The organism is Methylocaldum szegediense (genome assembly GCF_949769195.1).
Taxonomy (GTDB): domain Bacteria; phylum Pseudomonadota; class Gammaproteobacteria; order Methylococcales; family Methylococcaceae; genus Methylocaldum; species Methylocaldum szegediense.
In genome coordinates this window covers 3,530,993-3,550,490 of sequence record NZ_OX458333.1, presented here as the reverse complement: position 1 = coordinate 3,550,490, position 19,498 = coordinate 3,530,993, and the positions used below count along the sequence as shown (strand labels likewise).

Annotated in this window: 16 protein-coding genes; 7 read left to right on the top strand and 9 right to left on the bottom strand. The window is 55.2% G+C overall.

Annotated elements, in window-relative coordinates; all coding sequences use genetic code 11:
• Positions 1-368: 368 nt before the first annotated feature.
• The gene (locus QEN43_RS15360; RefSeq protein WP_026609243.1) at positions 369-983 is read right to left on the bottom strand and encodes a response regulator transcription factor; all 615 of its coding nucleotides are present in this window, start codon (positions 981-983) and stop codon (positions 369-371) included.
• A gap of 531 nt (positions 984-1,514) precedes the next feature.
• Here QEN43_RS15360 and QEN43_RS15355 point away from each other — a divergent pair.
• The 6 genes from QEN43_RS15355 (at position 1,515) to QEN43_RS15330 (ending at position 10,104) form a co-directional block, all read left to right on the top strand.
• A complete protein-coding gene (locus QEN43_RS15355; RefSeq protein WP_051331433.1) occupies positions 1,515-3,683 on the top strand; it encodes a VTT domain-containing protein in 2,169 nt (722 codons plus the stop codon).
• Positions 3,684-3,699: 16 nt separating this feature from the next.
• Positions 3,700-4,401: an endonuclease/exonuclease/phosphatase family protein gene (locus tag QEN43_RS15350; RefSeq protein ID WP_317963383.1), complete on the top strand. Its 702-nt coding sequence runs from the start codon at positions 3,700-3,702 to the stop codon at positions 4,399-4,401.
• Between the two features lie 136 nt (positions 4,402-4,537).
• A complete protein-coding gene (locus QEN43_RS15345; protein ID WP_026609242.1) occupies positions 4,538-4,723 on the top strand; it encodes a hypothetical protein in 186 nt (61 codons plus the stop codon).
• A gap of 273 nt (positions 4,724-4,996) precedes the next feature.
• Positions 4,997-6,874: an ABC transporter ATP-binding protein gene (locus tag QEN43_RS15340; protein ID WP_026609241.1), complete on the top strand. Its 1,878-nt coding sequence runs from the start codon at positions 4,997-4,999 to the stop codon at positions 6,872-6,874.
• Between the two features lie 127 nt (positions 6,875-7,001).
• Entirely contained in the window at positions 7,002-7,469 is a 468-nt protein-coding gene (locus QEN43_RS15335) for an FKBP-type peptidyl-prolyl cis-trans isomerase (protein WP_026609240.1), read from the top strand.
• A 160-nt stretch (positions 7,470-7,629) separates the two neighbouring features.
• On the top strand, positions 7,630-10,104 hold the full coding sequence (locus QEN43_RS15330) for a PAS domain-containing hybrid sensor histidine kinase/response regulator (RefSeq protein ID WP_317963382.1): 2,475 nt from the start codon (positions 7,630-7,632) through the stop codon (positions 10,102-10,104).
• A gap of 53 nt (positions 10,105-10,157) precedes the next feature.
• Here the strand turns inward: QEN43_RS15330 and QEN43_RS15325 are convergent, their stop codons facing one another.
• The 6 genes from QEN43_RS15325 to QEN43_RS15300 all read right to left on the bottom strand — a co-directional run bounded on the left by QEN43_RS15325 (position 10,158) and on the right by QEN43_RS15300 (position 15,101).
• Positions 10,158-11,132 carry a carotenoid biosynthesis protein gene (locus QEN43_RS15325; protein WP_051331432.1) on the bottom strand — a complete coding sequence of 325 codons (975 nt, stop codon included), beginning with the start codon at positions 11,130-11,132 and terminating at the stop codon, positions 10,158-10,160.
• A 481-nt stretch (positions 11,133-11,613) separates the two neighbouring features.
• A complete protein-coding gene (locus tag QEN43_RS15320) occupies positions 11,614-12,219 on the bottom strand; it encodes a tetratricopeptide repeat protein (RefSeq protein WP_026609237.1) in 606 nt (201 codons plus the stop codon).
• A 155-nt stretch (positions 12,220-12,374) separates the two neighbouring features.
• Complete coding sequence (locus tag QEN43_RS15315) at positions 12,375-13,352, bottom strand: NAD(P)H-quinone oxidoreductase (RefSeq protein WP_026609236.1); 978 nt, start codon at positions 13,350-13,352, stop codon at positions 12,375-12,377.
• A gap of 35 nt (positions 13,353-13,387) precedes the next feature.
• Positions 13,388-13,879 carry a protein disulfide oxidoreductase gene (locus QEN43_RS15310; protein WP_026609235.1) on the bottom strand — a complete coding sequence of 164 codons (492 nt, stop codon included), beginning with the start codon at positions 13,877-13,879 and terminating at the stop codon, positions 13,388-13,390.
• Positions 13,880-13,883: 4 nt separating this feature from the next.
• Complete coding sequence (locus tag QEN43_RS15305) at positions 13,884-14,600, bottom strand: M48 family metallopeptidase (protein WP_026609234.1); 717 nt, start codon at positions 14,598-14,600, stop codon at positions 13,884-13,886.
• Between the two features lie 3 nt (positions 14,601-14,603).
• The gene (locus QEN43_RS15300; RefSeq protein WP_026609233.1) at positions 14,604-15,101 is read right to left on the bottom strand and encodes a GreA/GreB family elongation factor; all 498 of its coding nucleotides are present in this window, start codon (positions 15,099-15,101) and stop codon (positions 14,604-14,606) included.
• A gap of 221 nt (positions 15,102-15,322) precedes the next feature.
• Here QEN43_RS15300 and QEN43_RS15295 point away from each other — a divergent pair, with 221 nt between their 5' ends.
• Positions 15,323-17,134 (top strand): GGDEF domain-containing protein, encoded by a 1,812-nt coding sequence (locus QEN43_RS15295; protein WP_051331431.1) that lies wholly within the window; start codon positions 15,323-15,325, stop codon positions 17,132-17,134.
• Between the two features lie 35 nt (positions 17,135-17,169).
• Here QEN43_RS15295 and lpxB read toward each other — a convergent pair whose 3' ends face one another.
• Positions 17,170-18,321, bottom strand: a complete 1,152-nt coding sequence (lpxB, locus tag QEN43_RS15290; RefSeq protein ID WP_317963381.1) for a lipid-A-disaccharide synthase — start codon at positions 18,319-18,321, stop codon at positions 17,170-17,172.
• The gene (locus tag QEN43_RS15285; protein WP_026609231.1) at positions 18,314-19,411 is read right to left on the bottom strand and encodes a DegT/DnrJ/EryC1/StrS family aminotransferase; all 1,098 of its coding nucleotides are present in this window, start codon (positions 19,409-19,411) and stop codon (positions 18,314-18,316) included. The genes lpxB and QEN43_RS15285 overlap by 8 nt, the downstream gene beginning before the upstream one ends.
• Positions 19,412-19,498: the final 87 nt, after the last annotated feature.

Genomic DNA, 19,498 nt, shown 5'->3' with positions numbered 1-19,498 from the left:
ACCTCCGTTCCTATATCCCCGAACAACGCCTCCCAAGTGCCGAGCATGTTCATCCACCCCAATCCTGGGTTGGGCGTGAAGCGAGATCTCCTCGTTGTTTGTAGCCGATGAGGACTCAATAATCCGTTATCGCCGCCGTACTATTCGCACCGCGATGATCTACGGTTTGTACCGCGAAGATGAGACCGACTCCCCCGGTCACGCCGAGTTCTGTTGGACTCCGGTTCTATGAAAGACTCGAACACTCTGTCGCCGTAGAGTAGCCACCGAACGGAGATTGGAATGCACGTACTCTTACGTATCTTCCGGACTAGGCTATACGGCTTGCCGGCGGCAGAGCGCGAGCGGACAGAATGATATTTTGCCGATTAGCGAATCCCCATCTGTATGGCGAGCGCCACGAGATCGGCGAGCGATTGGACGCCTAGCTTCTCCATGATTCGGGCGCGGTGAATTTCAGCAGTACGGTGACTGATGCCCAATGCTTTGCCGACCTGTTTAGCCGAGTAGCCTCGAGCCAGAAACACCAAGATTTCCTTTTCACGAGGCGTGAGGCTGGAGTAAAGAGCATCGAGTTCGTGCTGACGCGATTTCTCTTCGAAACGCTGATAACTGAGAGCTAGCGCGTTTCTTATCGCCGGTATCAAGACATCGGCATCCACGGGTTTTTCGAGAAAATCCACGGCCCCGCCCTTGAAAGCGGCGGTCGACTTAGGCACGTCACCAAATCCCGTCAGAAAGATGATAGGAAGATTGTAGCCTCTCTCGGTCAGGACCTGCTGCAGATCCAACCCGGAAATCTGAGGGAGATGAATATCGAGGATCAGGCATCCTTGTTGTTCCGGCTTGACCGCAGCCAAGAAATCCGGTCCGGACAAATAGGTTTCGACCACAAAGCCCTCAGCCCTCAACAATGCTGCCAAGGCATCGCATACATCGGGGTCGTCATCGACGATGAAAACTGTTAGTCCATTAACAGCCATATCTAACGCCTTTTCGATTAGTATGGTTTCGAGGGTACGCGGTCGGTATTTTCCATGAAGGTCATGCATTTGTATATACGAATATGCCGCCAAACCAGCCCGACATTTACTGGTAAACAAGGTATCGTATCGCCTGAAATACGGCTCTGTAAACTATTAGGCTTAAAGCTTTTTTGATCACCGACCATAGCTTAGGAATATTACGTACTGTACCTTCGCGAGACATCGGTCAATCGTCCTAATGGACCGATCGACTGTTAGCAACCTGTCCTTGTCCATGGCTCTCGCCCCTTAATGGCGACGACAAACTTCCCGCAGAAGAACCGCTCGCCCCGAGAATCCACCTCCTCAGTGATCGGAACGCCAGCCGCGATTGTATTGGCACCTGCAGTACCCAGCTGTGAGAAATGGGCGCCGGAGCTTGTCAAAGCTTCAAAAAACGTCGGACCGCAATCTCCGTGATCTCGATCACAAAGCCGGAGACGTACTCCGGCGAGTTCGATGCCTTACGATCACCATTAAGGAACAAGAATGAGGAATTTCGACGCCCATCAAAAAAACGAGAGACGCATTCTCGAGCCGGGACGCAACTATTGGCGCAGTGCCCATGCTGATCGGGTTTCCTTCTTGATCGACAGTTCGGCGTACTTTCCCGTTTTGCGCGCAGCGGCGATTCGGGCTCGGCGATCCATTGTCATCGTCGGTTGGGATATCGACAGCCGAACCCGTCTGGTTCAAGATGGTGCCAACGACGGATTTCCGGTACAGCTCGGCGACTTTCTGAAAGCGCTCATCGAATGCCGTCGCGGGCTGGACGTTTATATTTTGAACTGGGACTTCGCGATGCTTTACGCCCCAGGCCGCGAAGTCCTGCCTATCTACACGCTCGGCTGGCAACGCCATCGGCATCTACATTTTTATCTGGACGGACGGCATCCCGTGGGCGCCTCGCACCATCAGAAAATCGTGGTCATAGACGATGCCGTGGCTTTTGTCGGCGGCATGGACCTTGCGCAGGAACGTTGGGACACGCCGGCCCACGAGCCTAATGCGCCGTACCGCCGACGGTCTAATGGACAAGCATACGCTCCGGTTCACGATGTGCAAATGGTCGTGGACGGTGACGCCGCGGCGGCACTCGGCGAACTCGTCCGTGAGCGCTGGCGCTATGCGACGGGCTCCGAAATTCCGGTCGGCGGTCACACCGAGAGCGATCCCTGGCCGCCGTGGCTCGTCCCGGATATCACCGACGTCGACGTCGCCATCGCCCGAACGGCTCCCCGATTCAACGGCGCCCCCGAAATCGTCGAACTCCGCCAGCTATACCTCGACGCAATCAAAGCGGCGAAAAACACAATATACATCGAGAATCAGTATCTGACGGCTTCCTCAATCGGCGCTTTGCTCGAATCGCGACTGCGCGAGCCGGATTCACCGGAGATTGTCGTCGTATCCCGTTTAACCGGCGGGGGTTGGCTCGAACAAACAACTATGGAAGTATTGCGAGCACGGCTGCTTCGCCGCCTTCGCACGGCCGATCGATATGGCAGATTCCGAATCTACTACCCGGACTGCGAGGGCTTGAAGGATCAGTGCATTAATGTCCATTCAAAACTGATGGTCGTGGATGACCGCCTGGCACTGGTCGGCTCGGCGAATCTGAACAATCGTTCGATGGGATTGGACACAGAATGCAATCTTGCGATCGAAGCAACCGAGCCCCAAACAGCGAGGGCGTTGGCAGACTTGAGAAATCGCCTACTGGCCGAGCATCTAGGCATCGAAACGGATCAATTGGCACGCGCCATCGAACGGCACGGCTCGCTCATTTCCGCGATTGAAAGCTTGCGTGGGCATAGACGCACGCTTCGGCACCTCAAAGGCGAAGTGTCGCCAGAAGCCGATGCCCTGTTGCCGGAGGCAAGTGTGGTCGATCCGGAAGCGCCCATCGATCCCGACCGCTTGATCGATGAACTCATTCCTGTCGAACATCGCCCGTCCGCCCGCAAACGCATCATCGCCACCCTCAGCCTACTCGCTGGTATCGGATCCCTCGCTGCCGCATGGCGTTGGGGACCGCTGCACGAATGGCTCGATAAGGAAACGTTGGTCGCGATCGGACGTACACTACAGAACGCGCCCGCAACGCCTCTATGGGTCATCGGGGCTTATATACTCGCCGCTTTGACGGCCATACCGATCACCTTGGTCATCTTTACGACGGCGATCGTGTTCGGCCCAACCGAGGGCTTCGTTTACGCGCTTCTAGGATCGCTGATAGGGGCCTCGCTCACTTTTGCTCTCGGCCATGTTGTCGGGCGGGATATCGTGCGGCGCTTGGGCGGCGCCCGACTCAACACACTCAGCCGATGGCTGAGCCGTAGAGGCTTACTCGCCATGCTTACAGTCCGACTGATACCCGTCGCGCCGTTCACGGTGGTCAACCTGGTCGCGGGGGCATCCCATATCCGTTTCCGCGATTTTCTGCTCGGAACGATTTTCGGCATGGTGCCCGGTGTCATTGCCATCACCGTATTTTCGGACCGCCTGGCGGCCGCTATCTACCGGCCGAGCCCAATCAACATCGCGTTGCTCGTCGGCTCCGCGGGCATTATCGGGGTTGCCGCATTCACCACGCACCGCTGGCTGCGGCATCGCGAAACCGAAACGGCCTCTTGCCCGGAAGGCTCAGCCGGTTAGTCGAGCCTGCCCGGTCATGTCGTTGGTCGTTGCCACTTACAATGTCCACGATTGTATCGGGCGCGACGGACGTTACGATCCGGAACGGGTCTTGACTATTATCCGCGAGCTCGACGCTGACCTCATTGCGCTCCAAGAGCTGCAATGGGAACCATCAGTCGCTCTCGATCTGCTTCAGCATTTCGCAAACCGATTACACTATCGCGCAATACCTGGCCCCACACTGCTACGCCGCAACGGACATTATGGCAACGCCATTCTTACCCGGCTGCCGGTCCGGAACATCCGACGCGTCGATCTCAGCATCCCCCACCGAGAGCCAAGGGCGGCGATCGACTTGTCGGTCGATAGTCCTTGCGGACCCCTCCGCGCAATCGGCACTCATCTGGGGCTGTTTCCAGGCGAGCGGCGGAAACAGATGACCCGAATTCTAAGCATCCTCGCTGCAGCCCCTCCCCCGGTCATTCTGTTTGGGGATTTAAACGAATGGTTTCTGTGGGGAAGACCATTACGCTGGCTACGCAACCATTTCGGTCACATACCGGACATCGCGACCTATCCCTCGATATTGCCGCTGTTTGCACTTGACCGAATATGGGTCAAACCGCGCGAACTTCTTGTTGAAATTGCCGCATATTCCACCCCGCTGGCGCGGGAAACCTCCGATCATCTGCCCCTGCGCGCCGTGCTCAAGTGCCTCCATTCCGAGCACGAATAATCGATAGAGCTTATTTGTCTTCTAGAAATCATAAGGACTTCTGATTTACCCATACCTTGATTTTTTTTATAAATGAGCTACCGATGCTTTGCTGAGGTGCAGGACTTGTTCGTCAACTCAAAATAAGGAAAGTGCCATGAGAATCAAAGGAGATTATTTGAGGAAGAGTCTGCCGGCACTCTTGGATAAATGGGCAGACGATGTTGACAGGCTGGACATCCGGATCCAACCCGATGACGCGATGGAAGCCGATGACGAAGACCGGTACGAACGCCCCCATTCGGTCGGCCTAGACTCAGGCTTCCATGCGCAGGCCGGTTAGCGGATTGGTTTAGATTGAAGCCATCCTGCTCGTCCAAGCCTTTCAGCCTTCTTAACAACCCCGAGGAATCGAGGCGCAGCCTCGCTTCGTTGCCCGAACGGGTTCGGGCAACGAAGTTAATGCCCACACACCGCTAGGTCTCAGGACGCCCCGGTCCTTCCGTATTCGCCACAACCTCATCGACTTGCTTCGCTAGCCGCAGTCAACGAAAATTCCCTGACTCGCCTTGGCAGCGGCCCCGCTTTCGGTTCTCCATACACGCTTACCCTCATCATGACGCATTCGTTTAATCGAGCGGCAGACGCCCCCGATTTACCCGACACGACCTTTCGCTTCATTGTTCACTGCATAGCCGGGTTTCGCGGATGGTTTCTGTTCATGCTGGCCCTGGAAACGGGTCAGGCGGTGAGCAACATTCTCATACCCTATGCGATCGGGCAGATCATCGACGGGGTAACCCAAGCAAACGGCGGCTCGGTTCCGCCGATAGAGCGCCTAAGCCTTCCTTTGATGATTTTCGCCGCCTTAAATATCGCCGAGATACTGTTCAGCCGAGCCAGCGGCGCATGTCTTATCATGGTGGGCCCCCGTTTGCGCCAGCGAACGACGCAAAAGCTTTACGCCTATCTCCAGCACCATTCCGTCCGCTACTTCAGCGAACGTTTCGCCGGCGCTTTGGCACATCGAATCACGGAGACGGCCATGAGCCTCAACCACACCGTCTGGGCCGTGCTCTTCGATTTCTGGCCGATCGGAGTGGTATTCACCGTGTCGGTCACCCTCCTCTTCAAAACTCACACGAGTCTCGGCTGGTTCGTAGCGGCGTGGGTGCTGGTCTATGTAGGCGTGTCGTTCTGGCTGGCCGAGCGCTGCCGGCCTTACGCTCAGGCGTATGCCGAAACTCGGAGCCTTGTGAACGGCAAGATCGTCGACTCTGTGACCAATATTCTGAATGTCAAATTGTTCGCTCGGCTACGCCACGAGCGGGAGTATCTGAACCGTTTTCTGGAAACGGAGGTCAACGCCGGACGCAGGACTTTCTGGTACATGGAGCGAGTACGCTGGTTTCAATTCATTTCGGCTGCCACCTTGAAGGTAGGCACGATTTATTTAGCTTTAAGGCTCTGGGGCCAAGGCTTGATCGATGTCGGAGACTTCTCGATGAGCGCCGGTCTCGCGCTTCTCATCATCGGCGATGCCCGCAACCTCAGCCGGCGATTTCTGGAGTTTTTCGAGTACGTAGGCAATGTCAGTAACGGCGTAAGGACCATCGTCAAACCTCATGACATCGTTGATGCGCCGAACGCTCAGCCTTTGCACGTCACGCGCGGACGAATCGAATTCCGTGACGTCCGGTTCGGCTATACGCCCGGGCAGTGGGTATTCGACGGATTGAACGTGGTCATCCAACCCGGTCAACGGGTTGGGTTAGTCGGGTTCTCGGGCTCGGGAAAATCCAGCTTCGTGGGATTGATCCTCCGGTACTATGAACCTCAAGGCGGTCAAATTTTGATCGACGGCACCGACATCGCCCGGGTGACCCAGGATTCGCTTCACGAGCAAGGCGGGTTAATTCCACAAGATCCCAGCCTGTTCCATCGATCGCTGCGGGACAACATTCGGTACGGCCGCCTCGACGCCGACGATGCCGAAATCATCGCTGCCGCCCGAATGGCACATGCCCACGAGTTCATCGAAGGGCTAAAAGACGGCTACGATTCGCTGGTAGGCGAACGCGGCATCAAACTGTCCGGTGGTCAGCGGCAACGTATCGCGATCGCCCGAGTCATGCTCAAAGACCCACCGATATTAATTCTCGACGAGGCTACGTCCAGTCTCGACTCAATAACGGAGAAAGCGATTCAGGATAGTCTGGACCAGCTGATGGGCAAGAAAACGGTCATCGTCGTCGCTCACCGCCTATCAACGATCGCGCACTTGGACCGTATTCTGGTCTTCGACCAGGGCCGTATCGTCGAGGACGGAAATCACGCGGAGCTGCTCGCGGCAAAAGGCTTTTACTACACATTGTGGACCATGCAGGCCGGAGGCTTTCTTCCGGATACGAGAGCCGATGCCCGGCCCTACGCTGAACGCCGGGGAGACAACTTGCCGGAAGCCATGCTTGCACATGGTAGCCCAGCCGAGTAAAAACGTGACTCACTCGGCGGACGCGTTGCTCACTGGCCGTTCCTAACGATTCTTTCTTTTAATAGGGGGGCACCCGACACGACACGCGTCCGGTTCAGCCGTCAGATCCAAAATGGAGTAAATCACAATGAAGAAACTCGGATTTTTTGCCCGAGCATCCGTGCTTGTACTACTTTGGCTTTCCGCCTGCACCCCGTCGCCATCCGCGGATGCCGAAAAACACAAGCGGGAAAGCTTGAAATTCCTGGTCGAAAACGAGAAAAAACCCGGTATCGTAAGTACCCCGAGCGGGTTGCAGTATCAAGTCCTCAACGAGGGCAACGGCATTTCCCCCAAAGCCACTGACACCGTACTCGTCAACTACCGCGGCAGCCTGATTTCGGGTCAGGAGTTCGACCGTGGCGAGAACGTTAAATTTCCGTTAAATGGGGTGATTCGCGGCTGGACCGAAGGTTTGCAACTGATGAAGGAAGGCGCCAAGTATCGCTTCTTCATTCCCCCGGAATTGGCTTACGGCGCGCGTGGGGCGGGTCGGGTCATTCCGCCTAACGCGGCGTTGATTTTCGACGTGGAACTCCTAAAGGTCAATCCTTGACGGGCTTGCCTAGACACTCCATTTAATCGCAGGAACCGGAAACGGTTCCAGGTAAAGTTTCACCCCAAGCGAGCCCTTTATGTTCTTTCAAAATCTCTTCGGTTCTCAGGCCATTAAAGAATTTATACCTCATGGGAACTGTCTGCTCTGGCGATCAGATTTGCTTCTTCTTCACGTTTTGTCGGACTCGCTGATCACCGCCGCTTATTACTCCATTCCTGCCGCACTCATCTACTTCGTCATCAAGCGCCGGGATCTCGAGTTCCGGGGAATCTTCGTTCTCTTCGGCATTTTCATCACCGCCTGCGGGACTACGCATTTAATGGAAATTTGGACACTTTGGCGCCCGGACTATGTTCTTGAAGGCGTCATCAAGCTGTTTACAGGGCTCGTCTCGATCGCGACCTCGGTGCTCTTATGGCCGCTGATACCCTATGCACTCAAACTCCCGAGTCCTGCCAGACTAGAAGAGGCGAATCGGCGGTTGCAGCATGAAATCGAAGAGCGCAAGGGAAAGGAGTGGGAAATCAGACGACTGAACGCCAATCTGGAAAAGATGGTGGAGCAACGTACGGCGGAACTGGTCGCGGCCAATGCTCAACTCGAGGACGAGATCCGGGAACGCAGGCGTATCGAGGAATCGTTGCGCGAATCGGAAAATCGCTACCGTACCCTTTTCGAGCAAATGCCGGATGCGCTGCTTCTAGTGGATATCGAAAGCGGCGCGTTGATCGACTTCAATCCAAAGGCTTATCAAAACCTCGAATACAGCCGAGATGAATTCAGCAAGCTGCGAATCTGCGATATCGACCGGCAGGAGTCGGAGGAGGATGTCAGACGGCATATCGAGAAAATTCGAGATACCGGGGGAGACATATTCGAAACGGAGCATATTACGAAAACTGGTATTGTACGAAATATCCGCGTCAACGCGAAAGTTATTCAACTCAATCAAAAACAATTGATTCAAGCGGTATTTACCGATATCACGAACTACAAGCAACTGGAGCTCACACTGCGCACCCAACAAAAGAAATTGGAGCAGTCGCAGCATCGACTCGAATATATCGTGAATACCAGCCCCTCTGTAATTTACATACTTTCACGCACAGATAATCCGGAGTGGCCATTCAAGGTCGAGTTCATAGGCGAAACTATTACCCGGGTTACCGGTTACGAACCGCACCAATGGTATCGCGACGAGAGATTTTGGATTGACCGTGTTCATCCCGACGATCGAGCCACCGCCCTGGAAAACCTAAAGCAGCTTTTCACTCACGGTGAGCTGACGATTCAATACCGGTTTCGTCACAAGGACGGCTCGTACCGCTGGTTTCACGATAAGCTCAGGCTGCTCAAGGATTCCGATGGCAACATGATAGAAGCCATTGGAACCTGTATCGATATCACGGAGCGCAAGCAAGCTGAGCTTGCACTAAAAGAAGCTAAAGAAGCCGCCGAAACGGCAAATCGGGCGAAAACTGAGTTCCTCGCCAATATCAGTCACGAGCTGAGAACACCTTTGAACGGAATACTCGGATTTACCCAAATACTTCAAAAACAGACCGATATCACTCCGAAACACCGTGAATATTTGGACTATATCAGCCGCTCCGGGCATCATCTATTGATGTTGATCAACGATCTGCTCGATTTGTCCAAGATAGAAGCGGGACGATTGGAGATCGAAAATTCGGTTTTCCATTTACCGGAGTTTCTTGACGGCATTGCCGAAATGTTCGACCTCCGGGCGACCAGCAAGGGCATCGGATTCAAATATGAAAAAGCGCCGACTTTACCCGAATACGTCTTCGGCGATGAGAAACGTTTACGGCAGATACTAATTAATCTCTTGGGCAATGCCATCAAGTTTACGCATAAAGGCTATGCCGCACTGAAAGTCTTCAATCGCGGAACAACGGTCTGTTTTCAGATCGAAGATACCGGGCTCGGAATCGCCGAAAAAGACATGGAACGGATCTTTCTCGCGTTCGAACAGTTGGCGGATCATGACTCTACGGAAGGGACAGGCTTGGGATTGGCGATCAGTAAGCGGCTGATAGATGCTATGGGCGGGCGGATCGATGTGCAAAGCACGGCTGGCCAAGGCAGCATCTTTACGGTTTCCCTATCATTGCCGCCGGCGTCGAATCCGTCGAGATCAGAAGTCGACGATACCCAGATCATTGGCTACGAAGGGAAGACGCGAAGAATCATGATCGTGGACGACAATTCGGATAATCTGGCGATGTTATCGGCGCTCTTGGCATCGCTGGACTTTATCGTGGAGACAGCTTCGAGCGGCAAAGAATGCTTGGACAAGCTCGCTACATTCCGGCCCGACTTGATCATGGTCGATCTCCTGATGCCCGGCATGGACGGAGCGGAAACCGTGAAGCATCTACGCCGGATGGATTCCGGCCAAGAGGTCAAGGTGATCGCGGTAACGGCGCACGCCTTCGACGACATCCGGGAAATGTGCCTCAAATCAGGCTTCGATGACTTCATCACCAAGCCCGTGGATCTCCAGGACCTGCTGAAGAGCCTGCAAACCTCCTTGGGGTTGACCTGGCGCTACGCGCTTGCCGAGTCGCGCGAAAACCGACAGATGCAAACGGTGCGCAACCCGGCATGAAGCCGAGTCGAGACATTCCCAGGTCTAATGCAGCAAGCCGTCAATTTCCTAACTTAGCGAGCAGATCGCGAGCTCTCGTTGCCCCGCGCCGCGGTAAGAAGCGATGACGGCGGCGACATCCCCAACGCTTCAGCCTTGTCTTGAACCGACGCCCCTACCGGATGAGTGCTGATCTGCTCCCGAACATCGTCGCCGTGTACACGGTTGGAGGGTTTGAGCAATTGCATCACGGCGAGGACCAGAATAGGCGCGATGATGAAACTGCCGGTGAGCGCCTGTAGTTTCAGCCGGTCTTGATCCGGAATCGGCTCTCCTCCGTACGCCAACCAATAAGTCACACCCAGCTGAAAAATCACGATGCCGCTCCAAAAACATAAGGCGAACAATCCCTTGCACGGCATATAAGCCAACCTGACAGGTTCCCCCCGCCTTCTTTCGCGGTTCATCAAGATACGATCGATGCGTTGATTCAAGAAAATCGTGACCGTTGCGACGATGTACCACCCCGCGTAATTCGCCAGGGTTACGCCGAAGTGAACACCCGGCTCCGGATAATGATAAATATCCCCTAGAAACCAATACCTGCCGAGATTGGCGATGGGATCGACGATGAGGTCAACGACGAGCATCAGAAACGCGCCGAGCAGCAGCACTGGCACGGAATTTCGAACCTCGGCCGGAGTTACACGCTGCACGTCGTACGCCTTGATCCACAGGGGAGACATGAAAAACTGGGCCAACGAAAAACTGACATAGCTGAGAAACGAAAATGACAGGCTGTCGAAGAACGGAACGCCGAAAACGACCAAATCGTTGCTCAGCGCCTCATAGTGATAAACATATCTACCGAAAGGAATTCCATAATTGATGCTTCCCCACTCGGCAAGCAAGGCCACGAGATAACTGCTGATCACCCAAATCCCCGTTCGCAGCTTGCCTTGCTCCAGCCAGGAAAGAAGCAAAAACGTGATCAGAAAAAGCGTGATATAAGGACGATGGGTTAGAGACCAGAAAAGTTGCTCAAACATTCGAGGGTTACAAGGCTTACAAAACCCTTCATGTTAATCGGCAATGACATTTCTGGCCACCTGCCTGGATTCCCATCCATCGACCTATCTCAACCTCTTGGCGAAATCGTTCAAGATGCGCGCTAGCCATCAGCCGGTCACGTACAGTGCTGGCCTTTATCCGAACGAGCTTATATGCCGCAATTCGAAAACGTCAGCGTCCTCAATAAGGCCGATGTCTATGTCGACGGCAACGGCGTCAGCCATACCATCCTTTTCTAGGACGGCAACCTCAAGACCGTGGACGTGTCTTCCCTCCACTCTCACCTTCAACTCCGAGTCGCCCGAAACCACAAAGATCAATGCCGGGGCTTGCCGAATCCGGTTGGCCTACGAACATCCTATGGAGCCTCTGATTCTTTCTAGATTCCGAACGGCAGCCGATTCGATGTCGAAGTGACGGAAATGCTGGATTACGTTTGTCCCTTCGCTTGAAGCAAAGCTAAGGCGAGCGGTCTTTAGATTTTTTTCCTTTAGGTTTTTCCTGAGACCGCCTTGGCGTAGATTTTTTGGCCTTGGGTTGTTCATCAAGCGAAGACACCTGGGCAGCGTCTTTCTGCTTCTGCCACTCGGCGAGACGGTCTAGGGCCTCTGCCACTTCGCCCGGGGCCATTTCGTCGATCAGGCTGTTCTTGGCATCGATCGCATTCTGATTGCCCTGCTCTGCCGCGAGCGTATACCAGAAATACGCCTGGGCATTGTCTTTGTCGACCCCATTGCCCGACGCGTAGAGCGTTCCCAGGACGGCCTGGGCGCTCGCATCTCCGTGCTCGGCCGCCTTGCCGAACCAGCGCGCGGCTTTGCTCATGTCAACCTGCGTCCCCAGGCCATAGTAGTAGAGAATGCCGAGCTTGCTTTCGGCCGTCGCGTTGCCTTGCCGAGCTGCTTGCTCATACCAGTGGCGGGCCTCGACATAGTCCAGCGGCACACCCAAGCCTTTCATATAAAGGTTGCCCAGGTTGACCTGGGCTTCTGGCATACCCTGCTCGGCCAAGGGCTTGAATTCCGCAACGGCCGCGGCATAGTCGCGGCGTTCGACGGCGGCCATGCCTTCCTCGAATCCAGCCCGGACCGGTGCTGAAAAAACCAAAAAAACGGCGAATGCCAACGCGGTCAGAACCGGAGATTTCTTGCAGCCAGATGAGATCACGGCGTGTTTCGATTTTTTCGATTTCGGGGAAACAGATGTCCGATCGATCCCTCTCAGACGACCGACAAGACGATCTTGCCCATATGCTGGCTGCTCTCCATCAGCCGATGCGCTTCCGGTGCTTCGCTCAATGGAAAAATGGCGTGCACAACAGGCCGGACCCGCCCCGATTCGAGCAGCGGCCATACCTTTAGACGGAGCGCTTCCGCAATCATGGTTTTCTCGCCCACGCTGCGCGGCCGCAAGGTGGAGCCCGTCAGGGTCAAACGGTTCAGGAAAATGGGGAGCAGATTGATTTCGGTCTTGGGCCCGCCCTGAACCGCTATCAGGACAAGTCGACCTTCTGGAGCCAAACAGCTCAAATTCCGCTGGAGATAAGGACCGCCGATTATATCGAGTATCAGGTTTACGCCCTTGCCATCGGTGAGCGTCTTGATACGGTCGACAAAATCTTCTTGGCGGTAGTTGATCGCCCTTGCTCCGAGCTGTTCGCAAAATCGGCATTTTTCTGCGCTTCCTGCGGTTACAAACACCGTCGCCCCGAATGCGCGGGCTAATTGAATCCCTGTAGTGCCAATACCGCTGCCACCTCCATGTATTAGCACGCTTTCTCCGGCTTTCAACCCGCCCCGCTCGAAGACGTTGGCCCAAACCGTGAAAAAGGTTTCGGGTATGGCGGCCGCTTCGACCGGCCCAAGCCCTCTCGGGATAGGTAAACAAAGCGCCGCGGCGGCAAGACAATACTCCGCGTATCCCCCGCCCGTCACCAACGCGCAGACCGTGTCACCCACGGCGGGTTCTCGCACGCCTTCGCCCAAAGCCGCGACTTCGCCCGCGATTTCCAGGCCTGGGAGGTCCGACGCTCCCGGCGGCGGCGGATAAAGCCCTTTGCGCTGCATGATATCCGGCCGGTTTACCCCGGCCGCCAAGACTCTGATCAGAACTTCGCCCGGACCTGGCTGCGGTGTCGGTCGCCGGCATCTCCGCAAAACTTCCGGGCCACCCCATTGGGCGATTTCGACGGCCGTCATCATATTCGGAATCGAGCGGCTCACGAGCACCACTCCTACAGACCCGCTAGCCAGACCCGCAACCGAAGCCCGAGCTCGCTGGTATAGCCGATAGTGGAAAAACGGATGGTGCCATCCGGTCCCAAGACGAACACGGCCGGTACGCCACGCAGACCGTAGTTTCTGCCGATAGCACCGTCCTGGTCGAGAACGACGGGAACATCGAATCCCTCTCGTTTGACGTACTCCCGAACCTCGGTCTCGTCCCCAGAGAGCAAAGCAACGCTGACGAGAGGCGTATCCTGCGCCAACGAACGAATGGAACTCTGCATCGCCTTGCAGACATGACACCAACTCGCCCAGAAATAAATCACGCTGGGCCGGCCCTCTCGGTTCGGTATGTCTAACAGCGTTCCATCCAAGGTCGCGGCGTGTATTGGAGGCGGTGTCCCGGCAACCAAGCCCCAGGTGGCGATGAACTGCGCGCCGAGGTAAAGTGCGATCGCGCTGCCGCCGAACACCAGTAGGTGCTTCAGCTTGTCGAACATGGTGTCACTCGAAACGTCTCAACAACGCGGCGCCGTTGCGGCGTAGCCATAGCCGTTCGGCGGCGTAGCCGGGCAGATGCTGAGCGACCAGCTTCCAGAAATCGGCCGAATGATTGCGATGGCGAATGTGGCACAATTCATGGACGACCACGTATTCCAATACCGACAAAGGCGCAAAAGCCAGAAGCCAATTCAGATTGATGTCGTTCCTAGGACCGCAGCTCCCCCACCGGCTACGCATCCGTTTGACCCTAATTTGACGCGGATATAATCGGAAACGAGTCGCGTGCCGTTGAACGATGGTTTCAGCTTGCTCCCGTATCCACGCCTTGGCCCAGTCAAAAAGCGCGCTCAACGTGAGATGCTGTTGATTCTCGGAGCTACCGGCGGGTACCGAAACCAGGAATCGACCGTCGTACTGGACCTGGGGCTTTCGACCGGCGTGCTCGCGAACCAGCAACGGAACTTCGCGCCCCTGAAAGGGAAGCGTCGAACCGTTCTCAAGGCGCTGAAACGGCTGCAATTGGGCGGTTATCGAGCGCATTTCCGACAGCTTGCGTTCGGCCCAATCGCGATGCTGATGCAAGAACGCTAGGGCTCGGGTTTCACTAACCGCAGACGGTACGACGAGCTCGATCCCCTCGGGTCTCGCGACCAAACGCAGGTGTTTGGCTTTTTTGCTGTGGCGAATTCTGTAAGGCAGGGGAAAGCTCGCCGACATGGCTCAGCCTTTCCGAATGGCCATGACTTCCAGCTCCATGTCCCCCACAGGTCTTTTCCAGGTCACGATATCCCCCACCTCTGCCTCCAATAAAGCCCGCGCCAAAGGTGACATCCAGCTAATTTTCTCCTGACTCGCATCAGCCTCGTCCTCGCCGACGATGGTAAAACATAGCGTCCGGCCGTCGGAATCGAGAACTTCGACCGTCGAGCCGAAATGCACCTTGTCGTCCGACTGAGCGTCCGGTGGCACCACTACGGCGCTCTGTACTCGCTCCTCATAATAATGCAGGTCACGTTCGACTTGCTTGAGTTGCTGTTTCGCGCCCATATCCTCTTTTCCGATCAGGGCATCTCTTTGCTCACTGAGCTCGCGAACCCGTTGTTGAAGCTGCGTCAGTCCTTGCGGCGTAACATAGTTGGTATACGAGCTTCTAGGCCGCTCCGGGATATTGTCCCCGAACTGTTCGCCATCCGGTTCTTTGACAAAAGCACGACTCATAATAACTACCTCGAGATTTTAGCGGGAGAGGCAAGCAACAGTTCCGTGCCCGGGAGTCGCCAGGGCATTCGATACAATGGCCGAGACCGCCACGGGCAAGGTCGAAAATATACACGCGTTCGTAATACGTTTGCTGTCAGACTCGTCGGTCAAAATGATACAAGGTGCTATAGTTCAATGATGAACGATTGACTCTTCACCGATCGCAACGCGAACCTCAGGTGCAAAAGCAAGAAATCCATGTCAAGAGCCTGCTTGAGCGTATACTCGCCCTGGAACAGTTGACCGTTTTGTTCCAGCCGGTAGTCGTATTGGACAAGCAGGCGATTTTTGGATACGAAGGCCTGATCAGAGGCCCGTCCGAATCCTTGCTGCATAGGCCAAGCGTTCTGTTCGCCGCGGCGGCAAAATACGGACGCCTGGCAGAATTGGACTTTCTTTGTCGCAAACTCATTGTTCGACAATTCGCCAAACTCGGCCTGCCTGGACACCTCTTCATCAATGTCAATCCCATTACTTTGGCTGACGATGAATTCATTCACGGACGAACACTCATGTACCTACAGAATTACAAATTGGATCCGGACCGCATCGTCGTCGAGATCACCGAAACACAACCCATCCAGGACTGGACGGTATTTCAGCATGCCCTCCAACACTACCGTGGAATGGGTTTCAAAGTGGCACTGGACGATCTTGGAGCCGGCCATTCCAGCCTCAAGCTCTGGTCGGAACTTAATCCCAATTTCGTCAAAATCGATCGCCATTTCATCGAGGGTGTCGACGAAGACCAAACCAAGCGGCAATTCATCAAATCCATCATCGAAATCGCCAAATCCCTAGGATGCCAAACGATTACCGAAGGTATCGAGCATAAACACGAATATGCCGCCTTGCGCAAATTGGGAATTGACATGGCGCAAGGATTCTATTTCGCACCACCCCAAAAAGCTCCCGACATCGCGCTGAGTCCGCAACTGTTCAGCGAACGCCAAAAACGGAATGTTTACTCCGAGAAGCTGACGATCGCCCATCTAGTGAAAGAGGTTCCGACCATTTCACCACGATCGACCGTGGAAGAAGTCGGCGAGATATTCCGCATCAGCGAAACGCTCCAATCCGTAGCCATTGTGGACGACGGCGAACCGCTGGGACTGGTTTTACGCGACGACCTGATGAATCTCTTGGCAAGCCGGTACGGCCGCGACCTGCATGGCCGGAAACCCATACAGGAATTCACCTTTAAGGCGACACTCAAGTTCGACCTGCACACATCCCTTGAGGAGGTCAGCCGCTGCCTGACCAGCGCGGTCAATCACCGAACGGACGAATTCTTGATCACAGAAAACGGGCGTTTGATCGGTAAAGGCACGATTCTGGATCTGCTCAGCACGATCACGGACTTGCAGATTACCAGAAGCCGCTACGCTAACCCGCTAACCCTGCTGCCCGGTAATGTTTTGATCCAGCAAAAACTAGATGAGTTCCTGCGCAATCGAGAGGATTTCACCGTCGCGTATTGCGATATCGATTATTTCAAAGCCTATAACGACGTCTACGGCTATATGCGCGGGGACGAACTCATCCGACTCGTCGGCCGTTTGCTGACGGAAATCTCGGACCCCGATCTGGATTTTGTAGGGCATATTGGCGGTGACGATTTCATCGTGCTGTTCCGAAGCGGCGATTGGCGGGAACGATGCCGGCAACTCCTACAAACCTTCGAAACCCTTGCGCCGGACTTTTATACCGCAAAAGACCGGCAAATCGGTGGAATAGAAGTCTGCGATCGGTACGGTGAGAAGCGGTATTTCCCTTTCGTCGCTCTTTCCATCGGAATTTTCCCGGTAGCCGCGAGCCAGAACGGCTTGACCAAGGAATATATTGCCGAGCGAGCTTCAATGGCCAAAGGGAAGGCCAAGGGATACTGTGGAAACGCGATGCACGTCGAAGATACCGAGGACGACCAAGTGGTCGGCTTAAGCTCTCACCTGGAAGGAAGCGCCACTCAGTCCAAGCTATTCATGCATTGACCGGTCGAAGCCATCCGGCCGGATGGGAAATTTCACTATCCACCTTTTTTCAACATATCCGCCGCGAGCTGCGCGAGCTTGGCCGGGCCGTTCGCATCGCCCAAGTCATCCCTAATTCGCCGGAGTGATTGCCGCATCGCTTCGGCATAATCACGATCCCGAAGGATTCTCGCGATTTCGCCGGCGATATTGTCCGCGGTCGCGTCGTGCTGGATAAATTCGCGGACCACATGGCGGCCCGCCAAGATATTCGGCAATCCGATATACGGAATCCGCACCAAAACCCGCCCAAGCCAGTAACTAATGGGTGTCAACCGATAAACAATGACCATCGGTACGCCCAAGAGCGCCACTTCGAGCGTCGCGGTTCCAGAAACCGTAATCACGGCGTCGCAGCACTGCAACGCATCATAATCCTGGCCTTCCGTCACGCGGATCGGAACATCGCTTCGTGCGAGATGGCTTTGCAACAGTTCAGCTGAGATCGACGGCGCCCGAAACAGAAGAAATTGCGCTTCCGCAAACTCATGGGAGAGGCGTCCGGCGGCACCCAGAATGACAGGCAGAAGCCGATTGATCTCGTTGATCCGGCTGCCCGGCAACAGGCCGATGACCGGGCCTTCAACGGAAAGCCCAAATCTTTCCATCGCTTCGGCGCGTCCGATGGACGGCTTCACTTTTCCCGCCAAGGGATGACCGACATAGGTCACCGGTACGTTGTATGCTTCGTAAAAAGGCACTTCGAACGGGAAAATCACCGCCATGTGATCGACGATCCGGCCGTAGGTCTTCACGCGCCCAGGACGCCAGGCCCAAACCTGCGGACTCACGTAGAACAGGACCTTGACACCACCTTTCTTCGCCTTCCGGGCCAGACGGAAGTTGAACTCCTTGTAGTCGACACAGATTAGAAGATCCGGTTTCTCCTCGCATGCGATACGCTGCATCAACCGAAGTGCACGACGTATCTCACCGTAATGCCTGATCACCTCGGTAAGTCCGATCACGGCGAGATGTGTGGAATCGTAACGGATCTCGATTCCTGCCTCACGCATTCTGGCACCGCCCATGCCTATACCGCGAAGGTTCGGAATCAGTTGTTTCAATTCCCGGAATAGATTGGCGGCGTGGAGATCGCCCGAAGCTTCTCCTGCGCTCAGCATAACGAGGGGCGACTGATCAGCCATTCAAAGCCGCACGGATGACCGACACGATGCGACGGATGTCAGCGTCCTGGAGTTCGGGATAAATAGGCAGGGACAGGCAACTCGCGGCAACCGCTTCTGTAACCGGCAGGTTCAGCCCCGCACACTCGTCGGCAAATACCTTTTGCCGATGGAGCGGAACCGGATAATAGATCGCGCAGGCGATGCCGGCGTTCTGCAGCGCCTGCATGATAGTGTCCCGTTGGTCGGTCAAGATCGTGTACTGGTGGTAAACATGTACGCCCACGCCGTCTTCGTAAGGCGTGGTCACAGGCAGATCCGCTAGCAACTCGGAATACAGATGGGCAACACGGCGCCGATTCAGATTGAAATCGTCGATTCGCTTCAGCTTGATGCGCAGAATCGCCGCCTGTAATTCGTCGAGCCGGCTGTTGTAACCGATCACGTCGTGGTAGTAACGCACCTCGGACCCGTGATTTCGCAACATTTTGATCTTTGCGGCAATATCATCATCGTTGGTGGTAACCAAACCGCCATCGCCATAGCAGCCGAGATTCTTGCTTGGAAAAAAGCTAAATCCTGCGCTAACGCCAAAGCTGCCGGTCTGCCGCCCGCCGATGGACGCGCCGAAAGATTGGGCACAATCTTCAACCATCTTGAGCGCATGTTTTTCACAGACCGCGGCAATCCTCGACATATCCGCCGGCTGCCCGAACAAATGTACCGGCATGACCGCAGCGGTCTTTTCCGTGATCGCTGCTTCGATAGCATTGGGATCGATATTGAAGGTTTTAGGGTCAATATCCACGAACACCGGCTTTGCACCCACATACCGAATCGCTTCGGCGGTAGCGATGAAGGTAAAAGGCGTCGTGATCACTTCGTCCCCTTGACCGATGCCGGCCGCCAAAAGTGCAAGATGCAGGGCGTCGGTTCCCGAAGCGACACCGATCGCATGCTTGACCCCCAGATAAGCCGCCGCTTCCTCTTCGAACGCCTTAACGTTCGGTCCCAGGACAAAAGCGCAACTGTCCAATACCTGGCTCAAGCTTTGATCGATTTCGTCCTTGAGTTGCAGGTATTGGGCTTTCAAGTCAACCATGGGGATCATGAGTTTTATCTCTCTATCTAGGCGTTGTCATGGCGGCCGTTCTTGGGATTCGTACCCCGGCGACCGCAGTGCCGAAGGGGGCAGCAC

What these genes read in the sequence shown, in the direction of transcription:
- QEN43_RS15360 (WP_026609243.1), bottom strand. Translation starts at nt 983, where the DNA reads ATGGCTGTTAATGGACTAACAGTTTTCATCGTCGATGACGACCCCGAT.
- QEN43_RS15355 (WP_051331433.1), top strand. Translation starts at nt 1,515, where the DNA reads ATGAGGAATTTCGACGCCCATCAAAAAAACGAGAGACGCATTCTCGAG.
- QEN43_RS15350 (WP_317963383.1), top strand. Translation starts at nt 3,700, where the DNA reads ATGTCGTTGGTCGTTGCCACTTACAATGTCCACGATTGTATCGGGCGC.
- QEN43_RS15345 (WP_026609242.1), top strand. Translation starts at nt 4,538, where the DNA reads ATGAGAATCAAAGGAGATTATTTGAGGAAGAGTCTGCCGGCACTCTTG.
- QEN43_RS15340 (WP_026609241.1), top strand. Translation starts at nt 4,997, where the DNA reads ATGACGCATTCGTTTAATCGAGCGGCAGACGCCCCCGATTTACCCGAC.
- QEN43_RS15335 (WP_026609240.1), top strand. Translation starts at nt 7,002, where the DNA reads ATGAAGAAACTCGGATTTTTTGCCCGAGCATCCGTGCTTGTACTACTT.
- QEN43_RS15325 (WP_051331432.1), bottom strand. Translation starts at nt 11,132, where the DNA reads ATGTTTGAGCAACTTTTCTGGTCTCTAACCCATCGTCCTTATATCACG.
- QEN43_RS15320 (WP_026609237.1), bottom strand. Translation starts at nt 12,219, where the DNA reads ATGGCCGCCGTCGAACGCCGCGACTATGCCGCGGCCGTTGCGGAATTC.
- QEN43_RS15315 (WP_026609236.1), bottom strand. Translation starts at nt 13,352, where the DNA reads ATGACGGCCGTCGAAATCGCCCAATGGGGTGGCCCGGAAGTTTTGCGG.
- QEN43_RS15310 (WP_026609235.1), bottom strand. Translation starts at nt 13,879, where the DNA reads ATGTTCGACAAGCTGAAGCACCTACTGGTGTTCGGCGGCAGCGCGATC.
- QEN43_RS15305 (WP_026609234.1), bottom strand. Translation starts at nt 14,600, where the DNA reads ATGTCGGCGAGCTTTCCCCTGCCTTACAGAATTCGCCACAGCAAAAAA.
- QEN43_RS15300 (WP_026609233.1), bottom strand. Translation starts at nt 15,101, where the DNA reads ATGAGTCGTGCTTTTGTCAAAGAACCGGATGGCGAACAGTTCGGGGAC.
- lpxB (WP_317963381.1), bottom strand. Translation starts at nt 18,321, where the DNA reads ATGGCTGATCAGTCGCCCCTCGTTATGCTGAGCGCAGGAGAAGCTTCG.
- QEN43_RS15285 (WP_026609231.1), bottom strand. Translation starts at nt 19,411, where the DNA reads ATGATCCCCATGGTTGACTTGAAAGCCCAATACCTGCAACTCAAGGAC.